This window comes from Hoeflea sp. IMCC20628, assembly GCF_001011155.1.
In the GTDB taxonomy this organism is placed as follows: domain Bacteria; phylum Pseudomonadota; class Alphaproteobacteria; order Rhizobiales; family Rhizobiaceae; genus Hoeflea.
On record NZ_CP011479.1, the window covers coordinates 1212651 to 1229637 of the forward strand.

The 16987-nt window shown below is 59.0% G+C and carries 17 protein-coding genes; 13 read left to right on the forward strand and 4 right to left on the reverse strand.

The window, feature by feature from the left end; translation table 11 throughout:
* Window positions 1-145 precede the first annotated feature (145 nt).
* The gene (locus tag IMCC20628_RS05660) at window positions 146-997 is read left to right on the forward strand and encodes a hypothetical protein (RefSeq protein WP_052766309.1); all 852 of its coding nucleotides are present in this window, start codon (window positions 146-148) and stop codon (window positions 995-997) included.
* Between the two features lie 68 nt (window positions 998-1065).
* On the opposite strand, the gene IMCC20628_RS05665 is transcribed toward IMCC20628_RS05660, so the two are convergent.
* Window positions 1066-2004 (reverse strand): alpha/beta hydrolase, encoded by a 939-nt coding sequence (locus IMCC20628_RS05665; RefSeq protein ID WP_047029409.1) that lies wholly within the window; start codon window positions 2002-2004, stop codon window positions 1066-1068.
* 141 nt (window positions 2005-2145) lie between these two features.
* Window positions 2146-4194 (reverse strand): lytic transglycosylase domain-containing protein, encoded by a 2049-nt coding sequence (locus IMCC20628_RS05670; protein ID WP_047029410.1) that lies wholly within the window; start codon window positions 4192-4194, stop codon window positions 2146-2148.
* A 340-nt stretch (window positions 4195-4534) separates the two neighbouring features.
* Between IMCC20628_RS05670 and dapA the strand changes: the two genes are divergently transcribed.
* Entirely contained in the window at window positions 4535-5416 is an 882-nt protein-coding gene (gene dapA / locus IMCC20628_RS05675; RefSeq protein WP_047029411.1) for a 4-hydroxy-tetrahydrodipicolinate synthase, read from the forward strand.
* A gap of 2 nt (window positions 5417-5418) precedes the next feature.
* Window positions 5419-5901 carry an SsrA-binding protein SmpB gene (gene smpB, locus IMCC20628_RS05680; protein ID WP_047029412.1) on the forward strand — a complete coding sequence of 161 codons (483 nt, stop codon included), beginning with the start codon at window positions 5419-5421 and terminating at the stop codon, window positions 5899-5901.
* 84 nt (window positions 5902-5985) lie between these two features.
* On the opposite strand, the gene IMCC20628_RS05685 is transcribed toward smpB, so the two are convergent.
* Window positions 5986-6573, reverse strand: a complete 588-nt coding sequence (locus tag IMCC20628_RS05685) for an NYN domain-containing protein (protein WP_047029413.1) — start codon at window positions 6571-6573, stop codon at window positions 5986-5988.
* Window positions 6574-6937: 364 nt separating this feature from the next.
* On the opposite strand from IMCC20628_RS05685, the gene rpoZ reads away from it, so the two are divergent.
* The 9 genes from rpoZ (at window position 6938) to IMCC20628_RS05730 (ending at window position 14837) form a co-directional block, all read left to right on the forward strand.
* The gene (gene rpoZ, locus IMCC20628_RS05690; RefSeq protein ID WP_047029414.1) at window positions 6938-7339 is read left to right on the forward strand and encodes a DNA-directed RNA polymerase subunit omega; all 402 of its coding nucleotides are present in this window, start codon (window positions 6938-6940) and stop codon (window positions 7337-7339) included.
* 132 nt (window positions 7340-7471) lie between these two features.
* On the forward strand, window positions 7472-9712 hold the full coding sequence (locus IMCC20628_RS05695) for a bifunctional (p)ppGpp synthetase/guanosine-3',5'-bis(diphosphate) 3'-pyrophosphohydrolase (protein WP_047029415.1): 2241 nt from the start codon (window positions 7472-7474) through the stop codon (window positions 9710-9712).
* A gap of 213 nt (window positions 9713-9925) precedes the next feature.
* Complete coding sequence (locus IMCC20628_RS05700) at window positions 9926-10537, forward strand: DUF2062 domain-containing protein (RefSeq protein ID WP_047029416.1); 612 nt, start codon at window positions 9926-9928, stop codon at window positions 10535-10537.
* Window positions 10534-10935: a holo-ACP synthase gene (acpS, locus tag IMCC20628_RS05705; protein ID WP_047029417.1), complete on the forward strand. Its 402-nt coding sequence runs from the start codon at window positions 10534-10536 to the stop codon at window positions 10933-10935. Before IMCC20628_RS05700 ends, acpS begins: the two co-directional genes overlap by 4 nt.
* 198 nt (window positions 10936-11133) lie before the next feature.
* Entirely contained in the window at window positions 11134-11880 is a 747-nt protein-coding gene (gene lepB, locus IMCC20628_RS05710; protein ID WP_047029418.1) for a signal peptidase I, read from the forward strand.
* The gene (rnc, locus tag IMCC20628_RS05715) at window positions 11877-12602 is read left to right on the forward strand and encodes a ribonuclease III (RefSeq protein ID WP_047029419.1); all 726 of its coding nucleotides are present in this window, start codon (window positions 11877-11879) and stop codon (window positions 12600-12602) included. Before lepB ends, rnc begins: the two co-directional genes overlap by 4 nt.
* Entirely contained in the window at window positions 12595-13542 is a 948-nt protein-coding gene (gene era / locus IMCC20628_RS05720) for a GTPase Era (protein WP_047029420.1), read from the forward strand. The genes rnc and era overlap by 8 nt, the downstream gene beginning before the upstream one ends.
* Window positions 13543-13560: 18 nt before the next feature.
* A complete protein-coding gene (gene recO / locus IMCC20628_RS05725; protein ID WP_047029421.1) occupies window positions 13561-14331 on the forward strand; it encodes a DNA repair protein RecO in 771 nt (256 codons plus the stop codon).
* The gene (locus IMCC20628_RS05730; protein ID WP_047029422.1) at window positions 14328-14837 is read left to right on the forward strand and encodes a PaaI family thioesterase; all 510 of its coding nucleotides are present in this window, start codon (window positions 14328-14330) and stop codon (window positions 14835-14837) included. The genes recO and IMCC20628_RS05730 overlap by 4 nt, the downstream gene beginning before the upstream one ends.
* Window positions 14838-14904: 67 nt before the next feature.
* Here the strand turns inward: IMCC20628_RS05730 and IMCC20628_RS05735 are convergent, their stop codons facing one another.
* Entirely contained in the window at window positions 14905-16137 is a 1233-nt protein-coding gene (locus IMCC20628_RS05735) for an MFS transporter (RefSeq protein ID WP_047029423.1), read from the reverse strand.
* Window positions 16138-16328: 191 nt separating this feature from the next.
* Here IMCC20628_RS05735 and IMCC20628_RS05740 point away from each other — a divergent pair, with 191 nt between their 5' ends.
* The gene (locus tag IMCC20628_RS05740) at window positions 16329-16979 is read left to right on the forward strand and encodes a hypothetical protein (protein WP_047029424.1); all 651 of its coding nucleotides are present in this window, start codon (window positions 16329-16331) and stop codon (window positions 16977-16979) included.
* The last annotated feature ends 8 nt before the right edge of the window (window positions 16980-16987 follow it).

Consider the following 16987-nt stretch of genomic DNA (forward strand, 5'->3'; position numbering starts at 1 on the left):
GCCTGACAGCCGGATCGACCATCACATAGTTCGGGAAGCCGATAGCGGTTGATCGCGACAGAGTGGGCGGCAAACAAAATGGCCGGGTGCGCTGAACGCGTCCAAACGGACGTGGCGCACATTCGGTGTTTCAGGGGGAATGATTATGTTTTTTGTACAAACGGTGGTTTTGGTAGCTGTTGCGTTTGGATTGGGATGCCTGTTCGGGTGCTGGCTCAAGGGTCGCAAGATCAGCGGCGCCGCGCATCACTCCGGAGCTGCGGGCGCGGTTTCCCATGAAGGCGCGGCAAGAACAGGAGCTGCTTCCGAGCTTGCTGCCCCCACCCCGCATTATGAGCCATCAAGCACACCGCAACCGGCTTCCTCTCTTGCAGCAACGCCGGCGGCAGATACCAAGACAGCGGCTCCAGCAGCACCTGCGGTAGCGGAGGCGACGCCTGCTGCGGTGAAAATGCCGGCCAAGGCCAAATCTGCTAAGCCCAAGACCACCAAAGCTGCAGCGTCCAAACCGGCAGCCAGCAAATCCTCTGCCGCGTCTACAGCCTCAAAGCCGGTTGCCGCTTCCAAGCCACGCAAGGCAAAGGCAACGGCCGCCGATGCGAAGGCAGAAACACCTGCCGCCGCGAAGTCAGCAGCTGGAAAACCAGCAACGGCTAAGCCAAAAGCCGCGGCAAAGCCCAAAGCGGCGAAAGCCAAACCAGTGGCGGCGGCAGTTCCAGATAATCTCAAGCAGATCAAGGGCGTAGGTCCGGCGCTTGAAGCCAAGCTCAATGCTGCCGGGATCAACAGTTTTGCGCAGATCGCGGTGTGGACCAAGAAAGAACAGGCTGATTTTGCCGAGCAACTGTCGTTTGCCGGCCGCATCGAGCGCGAGGATTGGGTCAGTCAGGCCAAGAAGCTGGCCAAGGGCGAGGCTACGGAATTCTCCAAGCGTGTCGCCAGGGGCGAGGTCGCCAGTTCCCCAGCCAGAAAACCCAAAAGCGGCGGTAAAGCGTAGTCCACACCATCGAGCGATAGTCTGATTGCCGCCCCAGTATCGGGGGCGGCAATATGGTCAGACGCGCCTCAGTGACGCCGCTGCTTGTCCACGGACGCGAAGAACTTGCTCAGGATTTCCGGAATGCCCGAGAGATGCAGGATCGGCGCATGTCCCTGACCGCGAATTGTGGTGGTCTGCAGAGCCGGGACACGGTTTTTCATTTCGATGAGTGTCTCGGTTGAGAGCAATGTCGAGTGCTCGCCGCGCAGCGCCATCAGAGGCATGCCGCCAAGGCCTTCGAATTGCGGCCACAATGTCGGCAGCGGCGTGTTGAGATCAACGCCCTTGAGCCCGTCAAGCAAGGCCGGATCGTAGTCGGGCACCAGCTTGCCGTTCTTCTCGACGAAAATGGCGCGGGCAAAGTCTTCCCAATCCTGCGCAGTGAGCACGGAGAAGGCCTTGGAATGGGCGCTCGCGAGATTTTCGGCAGCCTCTGCCCAGCTCTTCGGCATGGATGCCCGTGACAGATAGGCCTTGATCTGAACCAGGCCTGCACCTTCAATCACCGGGCCGATGTCATTGAGGACGCCAGCCGCCATGACGCCGGGGCGCATGGCCGCGAGCACATGCATGATCAGGCCGCCGCGGGAAGTGCCGATGAAAATGGCATGCTCCAAGCCCAGAGCGGCCATGCCGCTGAGCACATCCTCGGCTTCGATAACGATGGTGTAGTGAGCCGGATCCTTGTCCCAGGCGGACTGGCCGCGGCCGCGATAATCAAAGCTGACCACGCGTCGCGGTGCGGTTTCGTCACCCGACAGCAGCAGCGCAAGATCATGAAAGTCACGGGTATTGCGGGTCAAGCCGGGCAGGCAGACCACAGGCAGGCGATCGCGGGTGGCGGGGTTGTGGCGGCCATAGTCGCAGGCATGCAGACGCAACCCGTCGCTGGCCGAAAAGTACACGTCGTTGCAGCCACCACCGTTCGTCTTGTTTTCGGTCGTGCCGGTCTTGTCATCCGCCATAGTCAAATCCTGATCTTATTGCTGTCTCGCCAAAGGCCGCAGCGCCGTTTTGAACCCAGGAGCGCGTTCAGAACTGCAGCTCTGGTTCATTCCGGAGTGGTTCCAAGCCTATAGCGCATTTGGGGGGGCATGCGACAGGGCTCATCGACGGCCGAAGCGGAGATCGTCTTCGATGCTGGCGGTTTGTCCCAGACGCGCCTTGTAGACCTGATAGTTTTCCATCACCCGCTGCACATAATGCCGGGTCTCGGTGAACGGGATCATCTCGATCCAGTCAATCACCTCGTCGAGCGAACGGCCTCTCGGATCGCCGAGCCGCTCTATCCATTGCGATACCCGGCGCGGACCAGCGTTGTAGGCAATGAAGGTGAGAATGTAGGAGCCGCCAAATTTGCTGATCTGCTCACCAAGAAAATGCGCGCCCAGCGTCGCATTGTATCCGGCATCCGTGGTCAGGCGGTTCTGCGAAAAGGGCAGGCCATGCCTTGCTGCCACACCCTTGGCGGTGCCTGGCAGGATCTGCAGCAGCCCGCGAGCATTGGCTGGAGACACGGCTGCAGTGTTGAAAGCGCTTTCCTGGCGGGCAATCGAGTAGGCAAGCGCCTTGCCTGCTCCGGCAATATTGGCGCTGGCAGGCACTGCGCCCAGCGGATAGGCGAGAGCTGCGACATCGAGCCCACGGTTCCAGGCGATCTTGCCGACCTGCAGGGAAACCCGGTGATCGCCGCGTTTTTCGGCCAGGGCGGCGAGGATCGCCAATTCACCTGGGCTGTCGAGTTCGGCGGCGAGCCCGCGATAGAGTGTGTCGGCACGCCAGTCGTAGCCTGCGTCTTCGAGCTTGCGAATAGCTCTGACGGCCTCCCGGCTGGCAAACCGGACACGGTCCTGATCCGACGGTGACGGATAGGCGATGTTGAGGGATTTGCGGTTGAGTTTGGCGTTCGCCAGTTGCCCGTAGAATGTCGAGGGAAATTGTGCGGCGAGCGCGTAGAAATCCGAGGATTTTCCGCCGCCGCCGGCTTCGGCGGCGCGGCCCAGCCAGTAATGGGCGCGAGCCTTGGAAATCTGGCCATTGGCGACGCTTAGAATGGCAGCAAAATGTTTCGCTGCCGTCTTGGCGTCCTTGAGGCCTCTCAAGGCATACCAGCCGGCATGAAATTCAGCTTCGGCGAATTCCTCCGGGCTTTGCGCCAGATGCGCTGCGGCCAGGCGGTAGGCGGTCTTGGCATCGCCTTTTTCATAAAGACCACGGCTGACCACCCGGGCTTCGATCCACCATTCATCGGGATCCACAAGGGTGGCGCGGTCACGCGGCATTTTGGCAAGCAACGCGGCAGCCTCCTTGTCGCGCTCGAGTTCGCGCAGGTGCTTTATGCGCAGGTAAAGGTAGGACGGCTTGTCGTGCCAGGATTTGTCGACTGCGGCGATGGCGCCGGCAGCCTTGGCCGGATTTGTAATCACCGCCGCCCAGGCCCGGTACAGCGACTGGGCTTCGGCCTTTTGCGAAAGTGGTTTGGCGTCGTTGACGTGGTCGCGGTAAAGCAGCATCTCCATGCGCCGCAGATGATCGCCCTTGTCCAGCAAGCCGTCGAATTCACTGAGGAAAACCTTGGCGTCCTGATTGTCCATGATGAGCGTGCGCCAGACGGTCGAGGCAAGTGTGCCGGCGCGCTGTGTGTCGCCGGAGGACTTCAGGGCCCTGATCAGCGCGATGGCGCCCTTGGCGGTCTCGGGTAACGTATTGCCAAAGGCCGCGAGTACCTTTGCCGCAACGGGTTTTTCGTAAAACAGGGCGCGTTCTGACAACTGGCGCAGCGATGTGAGGCCGGGCCAACCCTTCAGTTCGGTTGCCGCGAGAGCGATTTCGCCTGATGGCACACCTTCCAGACCGGACACTGCTATCGCCCAAGTGAGGATATGATGATCAAGCGTGTTGCGCGTCATGGAATCCCGGATGGTCCGGGCCCTGGCGGCATCCTTGTCGCCAAGCGCCTCAAGCCCCGCCTTGAGCTCAAGGCTTGCGGACGCTGTCATGTTGGACTTCAGGATGGCCGCCGTGGTCTCGGAACTGACGACGCCGGGCTTTGGGACGGGCAGGGGGATCGCATTGGTTGGCAGCGGTGCTGCTGTGGTGAGTGTGGCAACCACTGCGGAAAGCGTGAACAGCGTGACTAGAGTGATCTTCGACATGATGACGTTCCGTTCGACCTGATGTCCCTGTGTGCTTTCGGGGAACCACTTCTCTCTTGGAAGCGTCCGCGCCGCCAAACCCCTGCCAGATTCTATCAGCGGCCGGTGAAGCAAGAGTTAACAAAAGCTTATCAGCTTTGCTTGAATGCAATATGCAGCTACAATTGCGGGTAATCTGCGGCGGTTCGCTTCGATTGAGCGATCTAGCGGCTGATTGCGCGCAAAAGCGCGTGTTGATGTCGCGCAAGGCTTTTCGGCAGCGCCGATTTCCTGTATCGGCTCAGGGACAGATGATGAACCGTGTCCTTGTGGCGTGGAGCGACAGTTTTTGGAGATCAGCATGTTCAAGGGTTCCCTTCCGGCCCTCATTACCCCTTTCACCGAAAATGGCGCGGTGGATGAGGATGGCTTTGCGAGCCATGTCGAGCGGATGATCAAAGCCGGTAGCACCGGGCTTGTGCCCGTGGGCACGACCGGGGAATCGCCGACGCTCTCCCACGCCGAACACAGGCGGGTGGTGGAACTGTGCGTTGAGGTTGCTGCAGGCCGGGTTCCGGTGATCGCCGGTGCAGGATCAAACAACACGACGGAATCCATCGAGCTTGCGGTTCACGCCGAACAGGCAGGCGCCGATGCGGTGCTGGTGGTGACGCCTTACTACAACAAGCCGACGCAGAAGGGGCTTTATCAGCACTTCAAGGCGGTGGCCGAGGCAACCAAGCTGCCAATCATCATCTACAATATTCCACCCCGGTCGGTCATCGATATGTCGGTGGAGACAATGGCGGCGCTCAACCGCGATTTTGCCAATATCATTGGCGTCAAGGATGCCACAGGCAATCTTGCCCGGGTGCCCGAACAGCGCATGGCGAGCGGCAAGGATTTCGTGCAGCTTTCCGGAGAAGACCCGACGGCGCTGGGTTTCAACGCCCATGGCGGAGTTGGCTGCATTTCAGTCACTGCCAACGTAATGCCGCAGCACTGCGCCGAGTTTCAGGAAGCGACGCTACGAGGTGATTACGCCACCGCGTTGACGATGCTCGACAGAGTGATGCCGCTGCACAAGGCAATCTTTGCCGAACCCGGCGTGGCGGGTGTTAAATACTGCCTGTCCAAGATGGGCTTTATCAAGAATGTCGTCAGATCGCCTTTGACCACGGTTGAGCCCAAGACAGCGGCGCTTCTGGACGCTGCGCTGGCTCAGGCGGGCGTGGCCGTCTGATCATGGCTCCGAAAAAAGATGACAAGTCGCAATACGGCAAGATCGTAGCTGAAAACCGCAAGGCGCGGTTCAACTTCGAAATTGTCGAAACCTTCGAAACAGGTTTGGTTCTGACCGGAACCGAAGTGAAATCACTTCGCGAAGGCAAGGCCAACATCGCAGACTCCTATGCCAATGAAGAAGGCGGGGAGATGTGGCTGATCAATTCCTATGTGCCGGAATATCTGCAGGCCCACCAGTTCAATCATGAACCGCGGCGGCGGCGCAAGATTCTGGTCAAGGCGCGGGAAATCGGGCGGCTGGGCCAGGCTGTGCAGCGTGACGGCATGACCCTGGTGCCGTTGAAGATCTACTTTAACGACAAGGGAATAGCCAAGCTGCAACTGGCTCTGGCAAAGGGCAAGAAACTGCACGACAAGCGCCAGACCCAAAAGGAACGCGACTGGAACCGCGACAAATCCCGGCTGTTACGCGATCGCGGCTAGACCGAAATTGTCACGCCCCATGATTGACCATTCAAACCGCTCGGCATCGTTTCAAACACGGTGTCGAGCGGTTCTGGTTTCCCGTCAATCGTCAAAATCGTCTTCGTCATCCTCTGCCGGTGCGGTAGTCCGCATCGGGCGTTCGGAAGGATCACGGCCAATTTCCGATTTCAGGCTGCTCAATTCAATGAAATAGTCCGCCTGGCGGCGCAGGTCGTCGGCAATCATCGGCGGCTGTGATGAGAGTGAGGAAACCACGGTCACCTTGCGTCCCTTGCGTTGAAGCGCTTCGACCAGCGAGGTGAAATCGCCGTCGCCCGAGAAGATCACCAGGTGGTCGACCACATCGGACTGTTCCATGGCGTCAATCGCCAATTCGATGTCCATGTTGCCCTTGATCTTGCGGCGTCCCATGGAGTCGGTGAATTCCTTGGCCGGCTTGGTGACGACCTTGTAGCCGTTGTAATCAAGCCAGTCGATCAGCGGACGGATCGACGAATACTCCTGATCTTCGATCAGCGCGGTGTAATAATAGGCGCGCAGGAGGTAACCGCGAGAATGGAAGGCCTTGAGAAGCTTTCTGTAGTCAATATCAAAATTCAGGCTTTTCGACGCGGCATACAGATTCGCCCCGTCAATAAACAATGCAATTTTCTCTCTTGGATCAAACACTTCAATCTCCTTCTAAATAACTGCAATGAACGTTTTTTGACCTTGGCAGGCCTAATCGGCAAGTTCGGCTCGCTAACGAACCAGCCCGTTACCACTCAATGTCACGAGCCGATTTCAAAGGGCCGCATTAAGATGATATCTGCTCTCTTGATGTGATATCAGATGCTGCGCGTCGTCTCATTTTTCAAGTGTCACATCTTGCCAATTTTTCACTGGTACAACCCCTCGATAAGACTCTAGTTCCATGACAGCTTGCGGAATTGCGTTTTTAAACGATGAGGATTGATCCAAAAGACTTGAATTAGCCACACAATGTGTTTATCGCAGGGCCAACCTCCCCATAGCAGTTTGTAAAGGACAGGCAATGGCCCGCGTCACAGTCGAAGATTGCATTGACAAAGTTGATAACCGTTTTGAACTGGTTCTCCTTGCCAGCCATCGCGCTCGCCAGATTTCGCAGGGCGGTCAGATCACGATCGACCGCGACAACGACAAGAACCCTGTCGTTGCCTTGCGCGAAATTGCGGATGAGACGCTGTCGCCCGGCGATCTCAAGGAAGACCTGATTCACTCGCTGCAAAAGCATGTTGAAGTTGATGAGCCGGAGCCCGATCCGTCTCAGTTCATCCCGTCTGGCGACGCTGTGGAAGCAACAGCGGCCGAAGACGACCAGCCGGAGTCGGTTTCGTTCGGCACGATGTCCGAAGAAGACCTGCTCGCTGGTATCGAAGGGCTTGTGCCGCCGGAAAAAAGCGACGACTATTAGGCATCAGGTCGAAAGCCCGCTGATTTGTGTTGAATTGGCGGGAACCGACCCAGGTGCCGATAGACAGCTGATGCTAAACAATGCGCCGGTCGTTCGATTCGGCGCATTTTCTTGTTTTGGAGTACCATTGCGATGATGCGTCAGTACGAGCTCGTGGAGCGCGTGCAAAAATACAAGCCGGACGCCAACGTGGCGCTGCTCAACAAGGCCTATGTCTACGCCATGCAGAAGCATGGCAAACAGATGCGCGCCAGCGGTGACCCCTACATCTCCCATCCGTTGGAGGTTGCTGCGATCCTGACCGAAATGCGGCTTGATGAAGCGACCATCGCGGTCGGGCTTTTGCATGACACCATTGAAGATACCTCCGCCACACGGGCTGAGATTGATGAATTGTTCGGCGAGGACATCGGCAGGCTGGTCGAAGGGCTGACCAAGATCAAGAAGCTCGACCTTGTCAGCAAGCGGGCCAAGCAGGCGGAGAACCTCAGAAAACTGCTGCTGGCCATATCCGATGATGTTCGGGTGCTTTTGGTCAAGCTCGCCGACCGGCTGCACAATATGCGTACGCTCGAGCATGTGCCGCCCGAAAAACGGGCCCGCATTGCCGAAGAAACCATGGATATCTATGCGCCGCTGGCCGGGCGTATGGGCATGCAGGAAATGCGTGAGGAGCTTGAAGATCTCGCCTTCAAGAACATCAACCGCGAAGCCTATGACACGGTCACTGGTAAACTGGCGGAACTCTCCGAACGCAATCGAGACCTGATTCACACGATTGAGGACGAGCTGTCGTCGCTGTTCCAGCAGCAGGGACTGGAAGCCCAGGTGAAGGGCCGGCAGAAAAAAACCTATTCGGTGTTTCGAAAAATGCAGTCCAAGTCGCTGTCTTTCGAGCAGCTCTCGGATGTATTCGGCTTTCGGATCATCGTTGACACCGAGGCTGATTGTTACCGGGCTCTGGGAATCGTGCACATGCGCTGGTCGGTGGTGCCCGGACGCTTCAAGGACTATATTTCGACGCCGAAGCAGAATGACTACCGCTCCATCCACACCACGATTGTCGGACCGTCACGTCAGCGTGTCGAGCTGCAGATCCGCACCCGGCTGATGCAGGACATTGCGGAACGCGGGGTGGCGGCGCACGCGCTTTACAAGGACTCGTCCAGCGACGCCGAAGCAGAGTTGTTGTCCAAGGACTCGCGTGCCTATTCCTGGCTTCGCCAGACGATTGAAGCCCTGTCGGTTGGTGACAATCCCGAAGATTTTCTGGAACACACCAAACTGGAGCTGTTCCAGGATCAGGTGTTCTGCTTCACACCCAAGGGTCAACTGATAGCGCTGCCGCGCGGGGCAACGCCGATTGATTTTGCCTATGCGGTGCATACCGATGTTGGCGACACCTGTGTTGGCGCCAAGATCAACGGCCGGATCATGCCGCTGGTGACGCGGCTTGCCAATGGCGACGAGGTGGAAATCCTGCGTTCGGGCGTGCAGGTGCCGCCGCCGGCCTGGGAAGAGATCGTCGTGACCGGCAAGGCGCGGGCTGCAATCCGGCGTGCCACCAAAGCTGCTGTGCGCAAGCAGTATTCGGGCCTCGGCATGCGTATTCTGGAGCGGACCTTCAACCGCGCCGGCAAACCGCTGTCCCGCGAAGGGTTGAAGCCGGTGCTTCACCGGCTGGGCCACAAGGAAGTCGATGACATGCTGGCAGCTGTCGGGCGCGGCGAGCTGATTTCCGAGGATGTGATTCGCGCAGTTTACCCCAACCATCAGGAGACGCGGGTTTCTCCGCGCAAGCCAGCCGACGAGGGCTGGTTCAATCTGCGCAGCGCGGCAGGGCTTATTTTCAAGCTGCCGGGGCTCAACAAAGCCCAAAAACCCGCCAAGGCATCGCGCCGGCACGGCGGTGATCCGGACATGGATGCCATGCCGATCAGGGGAATGGACGACAATGCTGTGGTGCGTTTCGGCCCAGGCGGCGCAGTTCCGGGCGACCGGATCGTCGGCATTCTGGAGCCGGGCGCCGGAATCACCATCTATCCGATCCAATCTCCGGGGCTGACCAAGTTCGATGATGAACCGCAACGGTGGGTCGATATTCGTTGGGACATTGACGAGAACAACAAGAATCGGTTTCCTGCGCGCATTCAGGTGACTGCGATCAATGCGCCTGGAACATTGGCCGACGTGGCGCAAATGATTGCGACCAGCGAGACCAATATTCAAAACCTGTCGATGGTGCGCGTCGCAGCGGACTTCACCGAAATGCTTATCGATCTGCAGGTTTGGGACCTCAAGCACCTCAATCAGCTGATTACGCAACTCAAGGGGCTGGGATCAGTCTCCACGATCGAGCGAATCTACGAGTAGGCGGAGTTGCTTTCCCGCAGACCCAAGGAAGGGAAGCCTGCAGGGTCACCTCCTGACGCTGCCGGGTATGAGAATGCGAGGAGGGTCTTTACCAGTTCTTCGCTGTTGTCTGGCATGGTTGTACCCAGAGACCGAGCATGAATGTCTGCCACAGCAATTTTTTGCTGAAATGACTTAGGGTTGACACAAACCGAGCTATATACGGACACCCAGATGTTGTTTCGCCGCCGAAAACCAGAGGGATTTTTTGACCGGATGCGCACCGCGCTCTGGCCAAGGAGATCTTTTGGCCGGTCGTTTCAATATTTCATCAAGCGCGTGTTGCGATTGACCGCAACGCCCCATGCCATTGCCGCCGGTGTGGCTGCCGGTGTTTTCGCGTCCTGGACGCCCTTGCTGGGGTTTCATTTCGTTCTGGCTTTCGCGCTTTCCTACGCCTTGGCCGGCAATATGATGGCCGCCGCGATCGGCACCGGTTTCGGCAATCCGATCTCGTTCCCGTTCATCTGGGCTCTGACACTCAAAATCGGCAATCTGCTGATTGGCATCGAGACGGGTGTTCACCAAAAGCATGTTGATCTGCAAGCATTGCTGCGGCATCTCGATGTCAGCCAGTTGTGGGATCCGGTTCTCAAGCCGATGCTGATCGGCGCAATTCCGCCAGGTATCATCACCGCCGTCGGATTTTACATTCTGACCTATTGGGGGGTCCGGGTGTTTCAGACACGCAGAAAATCCCGACTGGCTGCGCGCGCCAAGGCCCGGATCCGGGAAATCGCGGCAGCGCGCGCCGATAGAAAATCGGACGGAGCGAAGCGCGCGTGATCATCGGAATTGGCAGCGATCTTATTGATATCAGACGGATTGAAAAGACACTTGAGCGCCATGGCGAGCGCTTTACCAACCGCTGTTTTACCGAGGTGGAGCGATCCAAATCGGATCGCAGGGCGCTGCGGGCGGCCTCTTACGCCAAGCGGTTCGCCGCCAAAGAAGCCTGTTCCAAGGCGCTGGGTACAGGCTTGTCGCAGGGCGTGTTCTGGCGGGACATGGGAGTGGTCAATCTTCCCGGCGGCAAGCCTACGATGCGATTGAGCGGTGGTGCCGCCGAACGGTTGGAGAAAATGACGCCCGCCGGTATGGTGTGTGCCATCCATTTGACAATAACAGATGATTTTCCATTGGCGCAGGCCTTCGTGATCATCGAAGCATTGCCGCAGTCCTGACGGCTTGTTGTCACAGGTCAAACCGGGGCCCAACGGGGCGTCAAAATTTGTGCTATGGCAGCATGGTTCCTGTAATTGACTCGCAATCAACCTGATGCGCCAGCCGGTAGATCGCCGGACATCGGCGAGCGGTGTTGCCGCGAACGATGCAAACAGCTAGAGAAAGCGCTTCTGCGCCACACCTGAGGAAATCAACGCGTGTCTGAGACAAGAAAAGACCAATCCGGCGGACTTTGGGAAAACGTGAAGGTGCTTGTCCAGGCACTGTTGCTCGCGGTGATCATCCGCACCCTGTTTTTCCAGCCATTCAGCATTCCGTCCGGATCAATGATGGAGACGCTGCTGGTCGGCGACTATCTGTTCGTGTCGAAATATTCCTACGGCTATTCCAAATACTCGATCCCGTTTTCGCCGGACCTGTTTTCCGGGCGGATCTGGAGCGACGAGCCCGAGCGTGGCGATGTTGCCGTTTTCCGGCTGCCAAGCAACACCAAGATTGATTACATCAAGCGGGTGATCGGACTTCCGGGCGACCGTATTCAGGTCACCGATGGCGTGCTTTTCATCAATGGCGAAGCGGTTGAGCGTGAGCTTGAGGGCAGTTATGAGCCCGAGGGGCGTTACAATCAGGGCACTGCTGTTCCGGTTTACCGCGAGACCCTGCCCAACGGGGTGACCTACACCACGCTCGACCTCAGCCCCAGTTCCCCGGGCGACAACACCCGTGAATTCGTGGTGCCTGAAGGTCATTATTTCATGATGGGTGACAACCGCGACAACTCGCAGGACAGCCGCTTTGAAGTTGGCTACGTTCCGCTTGAAAACTTCATCGGTCGCGCGACGGTCATCTTCTTCTCGATCGCCAATGATTCGTCGCCGCTCGAAATCTGGAAATGGCCGACCGATCTGCGTTTCGACCGGTTCTTCAAATCCGCCCAGCGATGAAGCGCGCGACAAAAAAACAGGCGGAGATCGTTGTCCGGGTTCAAGACCGGATCGGCCATGTCTTCGCCAATCCGGTGCGACTGGAACGGGCGCTGACCCATGCCAGCATTCGCAATCCGGCGGGCGGGAATTACGAACGGCTTGAGTTCCTGGGAGACCGGGTGCTTGGTCTGTGCGTGGCGGAACTCTTGTTCAGTCAGTTCAGCGAAGCCAGCGAGGGCGAGATGTCGGTGCGTCTCAATCAGCTCGTCAGTGCCCAGACCTGCGGCGAAGTCGCCGATGAACTGGGATTGCACGAATTCATTCGCACCGGCGCCGATGTGAAGAAGATGACTGACAAGCGGATGGCCAATGTGCGCGCCGATGTGGTGGAATCGCTGATTGCGGCGATCTATCTCGATGCCGGTCTGGAGGCGGCGCGCGCCTTCATCCACAAGAATTGGAAAACCCGCGCCTTGGCCGACGATGCAGCGCGGCGCGATGCCAAGACAGAATTGCAGGAGTGGGCGCATGCCCGCTTCGGCGTGACGCCAGTCTACAAGGTGACAGACCGGTCCGGTCCCGATCACGATCCGGTCTTTAAAGTTGATGTGCAGGTTGACGGAACCGAGCCTGCCAGCGGCGAAAGCCGTTCCAAGCGTGCCGCAGAACAGGTTGCGGCGACCGCTCTCCTCGAACGTGAAGGCGTCTGGCAATCCGGCGCAGGAAAAGATGATGACTGATACACCTGAAACACCAGATACGGACGCAGCTCCATCTGAACCGCTTGGCCCGACCCGCTCGGGTTTCGTGGCCTTGATCGGCGCGCCAAATGCCGGCAAGTCGACATTGATGAACCAGCTTGTCGGCGCAAAAGTCTCGATCGTGTCGCACAAGGTGCAAACCACCCGGGCGATTGTCCGCGGCATTGCCATTCATGATCGGACCCAGATCGTTTTCATCGATACGCCTGGCATTTTCACGCCGAAGCGGCGGCTTGACCGGGCGATGGTGACATCGGCCTGGGGTGGCGCCAAGGATGGCGATCTGGTGCTGGTAATGATCGACGCCGAGCGCGGCATCAAGGGTGACGCAGAAGCGTTGCTCGATTCTCTTGCCGATGTTCGCCACAACAAGATCCTGGTGATCAACAAGATCGACCAGGTCAAGCGCGACACGCTGCTGGCGCTGACGGCGGCCTGTCACGAGAAGGCCAAATTCGATCAGACCTTCATGATTTCGGCGCTCAACGGCTCCGGTTGTAAGGATCTGATGGACTATCTGGCAAAGACCCTGCCGGAAGGCCCATGGTACTACCCCGAAGACCAGATCTCCGATCTGCCGATGCGCCAGCTGGCAGCCGAGATCACCCGTGAAAAGCTCTATCTGCGGCTGCACCAGGAATTGCCCTACGCCTCGCATGTCGAGACCGAGCGCTGGGAAGAGAAAAAGGATGGCTCTGTTCGCATCGAGCAGGTGATCTATGTCGAGCGCGACAGCCAGAAGAAGATCGTGCTTGGCCACAAGGGCGAAACCATCAAGGCCATCGGCCAGGCTGCGCGCAAGGAGATCGCCGAGATCCTCGAGCAAAAGACGCACCTGTTCCTGTTCGTCAAGGTGCGCAGCAACTGGGGCAATGACCCCGAGCGCTACCGCGAGATCGGACTTGAATTTCCGCACTGAGCGGGCAAAGTCAGCCCCATGGAATGGCGCGACGAAGGAATCATCCTCGGACTCAGAAAGCATGGCGAGACCTCGGTCATCGCCGAGGTGATGACGCATGCCCACGGCCGGCATATGGGCATTGTGCGCGGTGGTCGTTCGAAGCGGCTGCAACCGGTGCTGCAGCCCGGCAATTCGGTGGATCTGGTCTGGCGCGCCCGGCTGGATGAGCATCTGGGGCAATACCAGGTCGAACTGCTCAATGGCCGCGCCGGCCGGCTGATGGAAACTGCCATTGGCGTGCACGGCGTCCAGGCGATGGCGGCGTTGTTGCGGCTGCTGCCGGAACGCGATTCCCACGCCCGGCTGCATGATGCCTTCGCCATCATTCTCGACAGTCTCGATACGCCGGCGCAAGCCGGTGCGCTCTATGTCCGGTTCGAGCTTGCCATTCTGGAAGACCTCGGCTTTGGCCTGGACCTGAGCGCCTGTGCGGCAACCGGTGTTCGTTCGGAGCTTATCTATGTGTCGCCGAAAACCGGACGCGCGGTGTCAGCCGATGCCGGGGCGCCCTGGGCCGACCGGCTTTTGGATCTGCCAGCGTTTCTGGTCGACCGCAATCAGGCCTGCACCGATGCCGAAAGGCTGGGGCAGGCGTTCCGGCTGACCGGCTATTTTTTGGGCCGGCATGTGTTTGACCCCCGCGGTGTCGAACCACCGATCAGCCGCGAGAGTTTTTGCAACGCCGCTCTGAAGGCGATGCCGCAGCCAGCGCCGGCGCTTTCCCCTGTTCAGGACCCGATTTCATGACCGATGATGCCTCCGCTCACGTCAACGGCCAGTTCGTCGGCGTCGTGCCGCTTGATCTTGTGGCCAAAGAGGGCGGTCTGTCGGTAATGCAGGGCATTCTTGACGGACGGCTGCCGGGTGCGGCGATGGCCAGAACGCTGAATTTCTGGCTCAGCAAGGTCGAAGAGGGCGTCATCGCTTTCACCGGGACGCCCAACCAAGACCATCTCAATCCGCTGGGCACGATCCATGGCGGCTGGGCCGCGACGATCATGGACTCAGCCCTTGCCTGTGCAGTGATGACCACGCTTGAGCCGGGCGAGGGCTACACCACCGTGGAATTCAAGCTCAATCTGACCCGGCCGATCCTGCCTGGCATGGGCGAACTGGTCTGCGAAGGGCGGCTGGTTCATCGTGGCCGAACCATCGCCACCTCGGAGGCCTATCTTCGTGACAGTTCCGGCAAGCTGCTGGCGCATGGCACGGAGACCTGCGCGATTTTTCCGATCGCGAAACTGATGCGCTGAGGCACGCCGCGACCCTGCTCGGTCCGGACGGCAGGCGGGAACAGGCCGCCGGAGGCTTGCCTTGAGCCTATTCCGCCGCCATCGGCGCTGGCCGTTCAACCGCTTTCTCCTGGATCGGCCAGTGCAGAAATGCTGCAGCGATGCCCAATGCCACGCTCAGCCACCAGACTGGATTGTAGCTGCCAAAGATATCGTAGAGATAACCGCCAAGCCAGACGCCGAGGAACGAGCCGACCTGATGCGACAGGAACACGATGCCGCCGAGCATGCCAAGGTGACGAGTGCCGAACATGATGGCGACCAGCGCATTGGTGGGCGGCACGGTGGACAGCCACAACAGGCCCATGAGAATAGCGAAGATGATCACTGAAGTGCCGGTTTGTGGCAACAACAGGAACGCACTGACGACAACCGAACGACCGAGATAGATCCAGACCAGTGACATGGTCTTGGAATAGAGCTGGCCGATATAGCCCGAGGCGAGAGAGCCGATGATGTTGAAAAAGCCGATCAGGGCCAGGGACAGCACCGCGTAAGAGCTGTCGATGCCGATGTCACGCAGATAGGCGGGAAAATGCGCGGTGATGAAGGCCACCTGGAAGCCGCAGACGAAAAACCCCGACACCAGCAGCACGTAGCTCTTGTGACCAAGCGCCTCGCGCAGGGCATCGCCCATCGATTGCTTATACTGGATGGCCGATTGCGTACCTGAGTTGGCGTTGCCTCGCAGCGGAATCGCCAGGAAGGGAATGATGAACATCATCGCCGCCATCCAGACCAGTGCTTCCTGCCAGCCATAGGTGTCGATCAGGCCCTGGCTCAGCGGTGCGAAGACGAGCATGCCGGCCGAGCCGGCTGCCGTACCTATGCCAAAGGCCATCGAGCGGCGTTCGGGCGCGACATTGCGGGCGAATGCCGCCAGCACGATGCCGAAGGAGGCCGATGCAATGCCGAGACCGATGAGCACGCCGCCGCTGATGTAAAACCAGCCGGGACTCGGAGCCACCGACATGATGAAAAGTCCGCTGGAATACAGCAGTGACGACAGCGCCAGAACCTTCCAGGTGCCGAATTTGTCGGCGATGGCGCCGAAGACCGGTTGTCCCAGTCCCCAGAACAGGTTCTGGATTGCCAAGGCCAGACCGAAGGTGGTGCGGTCCCAGCCGGTGTCGGCGAGCATGGGCAGCTGGAAAAAACCCATGGCCGAACGCGGACCGAAGGACAAAAGCGCAATCGCACAGCCGGAGGCTATGATCAGCCAGGGCAGGGGTGCGCGGGCGGCGGAACGGGTGTCGGACATGGAAGCTCCAGAATTGTTCCGCGACTTTAGGCTTTGCGGGCCACGGGACAAGTTCTTTTGTCTGAATGCTGCGATCACCATAATTGATGCTTCAAACCTGTTCAGCGGCTGGCTTGGCTGCCGTTGTTGACAGCCGGGTGAGGTCCGGGGATGCTTAAGCCTTCTGGTTGGGGAAGCAGGAGGGAACCCGGATGGCTTTTGGATTTTTGCGGATGGTCGCCGCGGCGGTCTTTTCTGCCAGCATGCTGACGGCTGGCTTCGCCGATGGATTCGACCCCGATCGCGCCACGTTCGATCCTGAGAGCAAATTTATCATCACGCCGTTTGGCGCGATTATGGGAGACCCGGCGCAACTGACGGATCTTTCCACCGGTCGCACCGGTTTTACCTATTGCTCGACTGTGCCCGACAAGGATCGCGGTTTGTTGTTGATGGCGTCGGTCATCATTCCGGCGCAGGATGGCGCAGTGGGCGGCGGCCACGCGATGATGATGACGGTTGATCAGGCGCGCACGTTCATTGCCAATCTGCGCAAGGGGCGGGAGTGGGCCACGGTCGCGGCAGAGAACAAGGTTGGACTGTTTTCCAAGCCGATTGGCGATGTCATCGGGGCGGAAGGCGAGGCGGAGCATCTGTCGATCAAGTTCGTCTCCGATGCGGAAAACAATGGATCTGTGCGGATCGAGCATGTGCTCGGTGGCGTCACCAAAGCGTTTGGTCTTGGCGTCAACCCGGCGCAAAAATATGCCGCGCAAGCCGAGTACGCGCTGGAAACCGCGCTTGCCCTGACACCGGATGCCGCGCCTGCGGAGGATGCGGAAAAGAGCAAGCTGTTCGAGTGAACCGTGGG

What these genes read in the sequence shown, in the direction of transcription:
- IMCC20628_RS05740 (WP_047029424.1), top strand. Translation starts at nt 16,329, where the DNA reads ATGGCTTTTGGATTTTTGCGGATGGTCGCCGCGGCGGTCTTTTCTGCC.
- rpoZ (WP_047029414.1), top strand. Translation starts at nt 6,938, where the DNA reads ATGGCCCGCGTCACAGTCGAAGATTGCATTGACAAAGTTGATAACCGT.
- recO (WP_047029421.1), top strand. Translation starts at nt 13,561, where the DNA reads ATGGAATGGCGCGACGAAGGAATCATCCTCGGACTCAGAAAGCATGGC.
- IMCC20628_RS05665 (WP_047029409.1), bottom strand. Translation starts at nt 2,004, where the DNA reads ATGGCGGATGACAAGACCGGCACGACCGAAAACAAGACGAACGGTGGT.
- rnc (WP_047029419.1), top strand. Translation starts at nt 11,877, where the DNA reads ATGAAGCGCGCGACAAAAAAACAGGCGGAGATCGTTGTCCGGGTTCAA.
- IMCC20628_RS05670 (WP_047029410.1), bottom strand. Translation starts at nt 4,194, where the DNA reads ATGTCGAAGATCACTCTAGTCACGCTGTTCACGCTTTCCGCAGTGGTT.
- IMCC20628_RS05700 (WP_047029416.1), top strand. Translation starts at nt 9,926, where the DNA reads ATGTTGTTTCGCCGCCGAAAACCAGAGGGATTTTTTGACCGGATGCGC.
- era (WP_047029420.1), top strand. Translation starts at nt 12,595, where the DNA reads ATGACTGATACACCTGAAACACCAGATACGGACGCAGCTCCATCTGAA.
- IMCC20628_RS05730 (WP_047029422.1), top strand. Translation starts at nt 14,328, where the DNA reads ATGACCGATGATGCCTCCGCTCACGTCAACGGCCAGTTCGTCGGCGTC.
- dapA (WP_047029411.1), top strand. Translation starts at nt 4,535, where the DNA reads ATGTTCAAGGGTTCCCTTCCGGCCCTCATTACCCCTTTCACCGAAAAT.
- IMCC20628_RS05735 (WP_047029423.1), bottom strand. Translation starts at nt 16,137, where the DNA reads ATGTCCGACACCCGTTCCGCCGCCCGCGCACCCCTGCCCTGGCTGATC.
- IMCC20628_RS05660 (WP_052766309.1), top strand. Translation starts at nt 146, where the DNA reads ATGTTTTTTGTACAAACGGTGGTTTTGGTAGCTGTTGCGTTTGGATTG.
- IMCC20628_RS05695 (WP_047029415.1), top strand. Translation starts at nt 7,472, where the DNA reads ATGATGCGTCAGTACGAGCTCGTGGAGCGCGTGCAAAAATACAAGCCG.
- smpB (WP_047029412.1), top strand. Translation starts at nt 5,419, where the DNA reads ATGGCTCCGAAAAAAGATGACAAGTCGCAATACGGCAAGATCGTAGCT.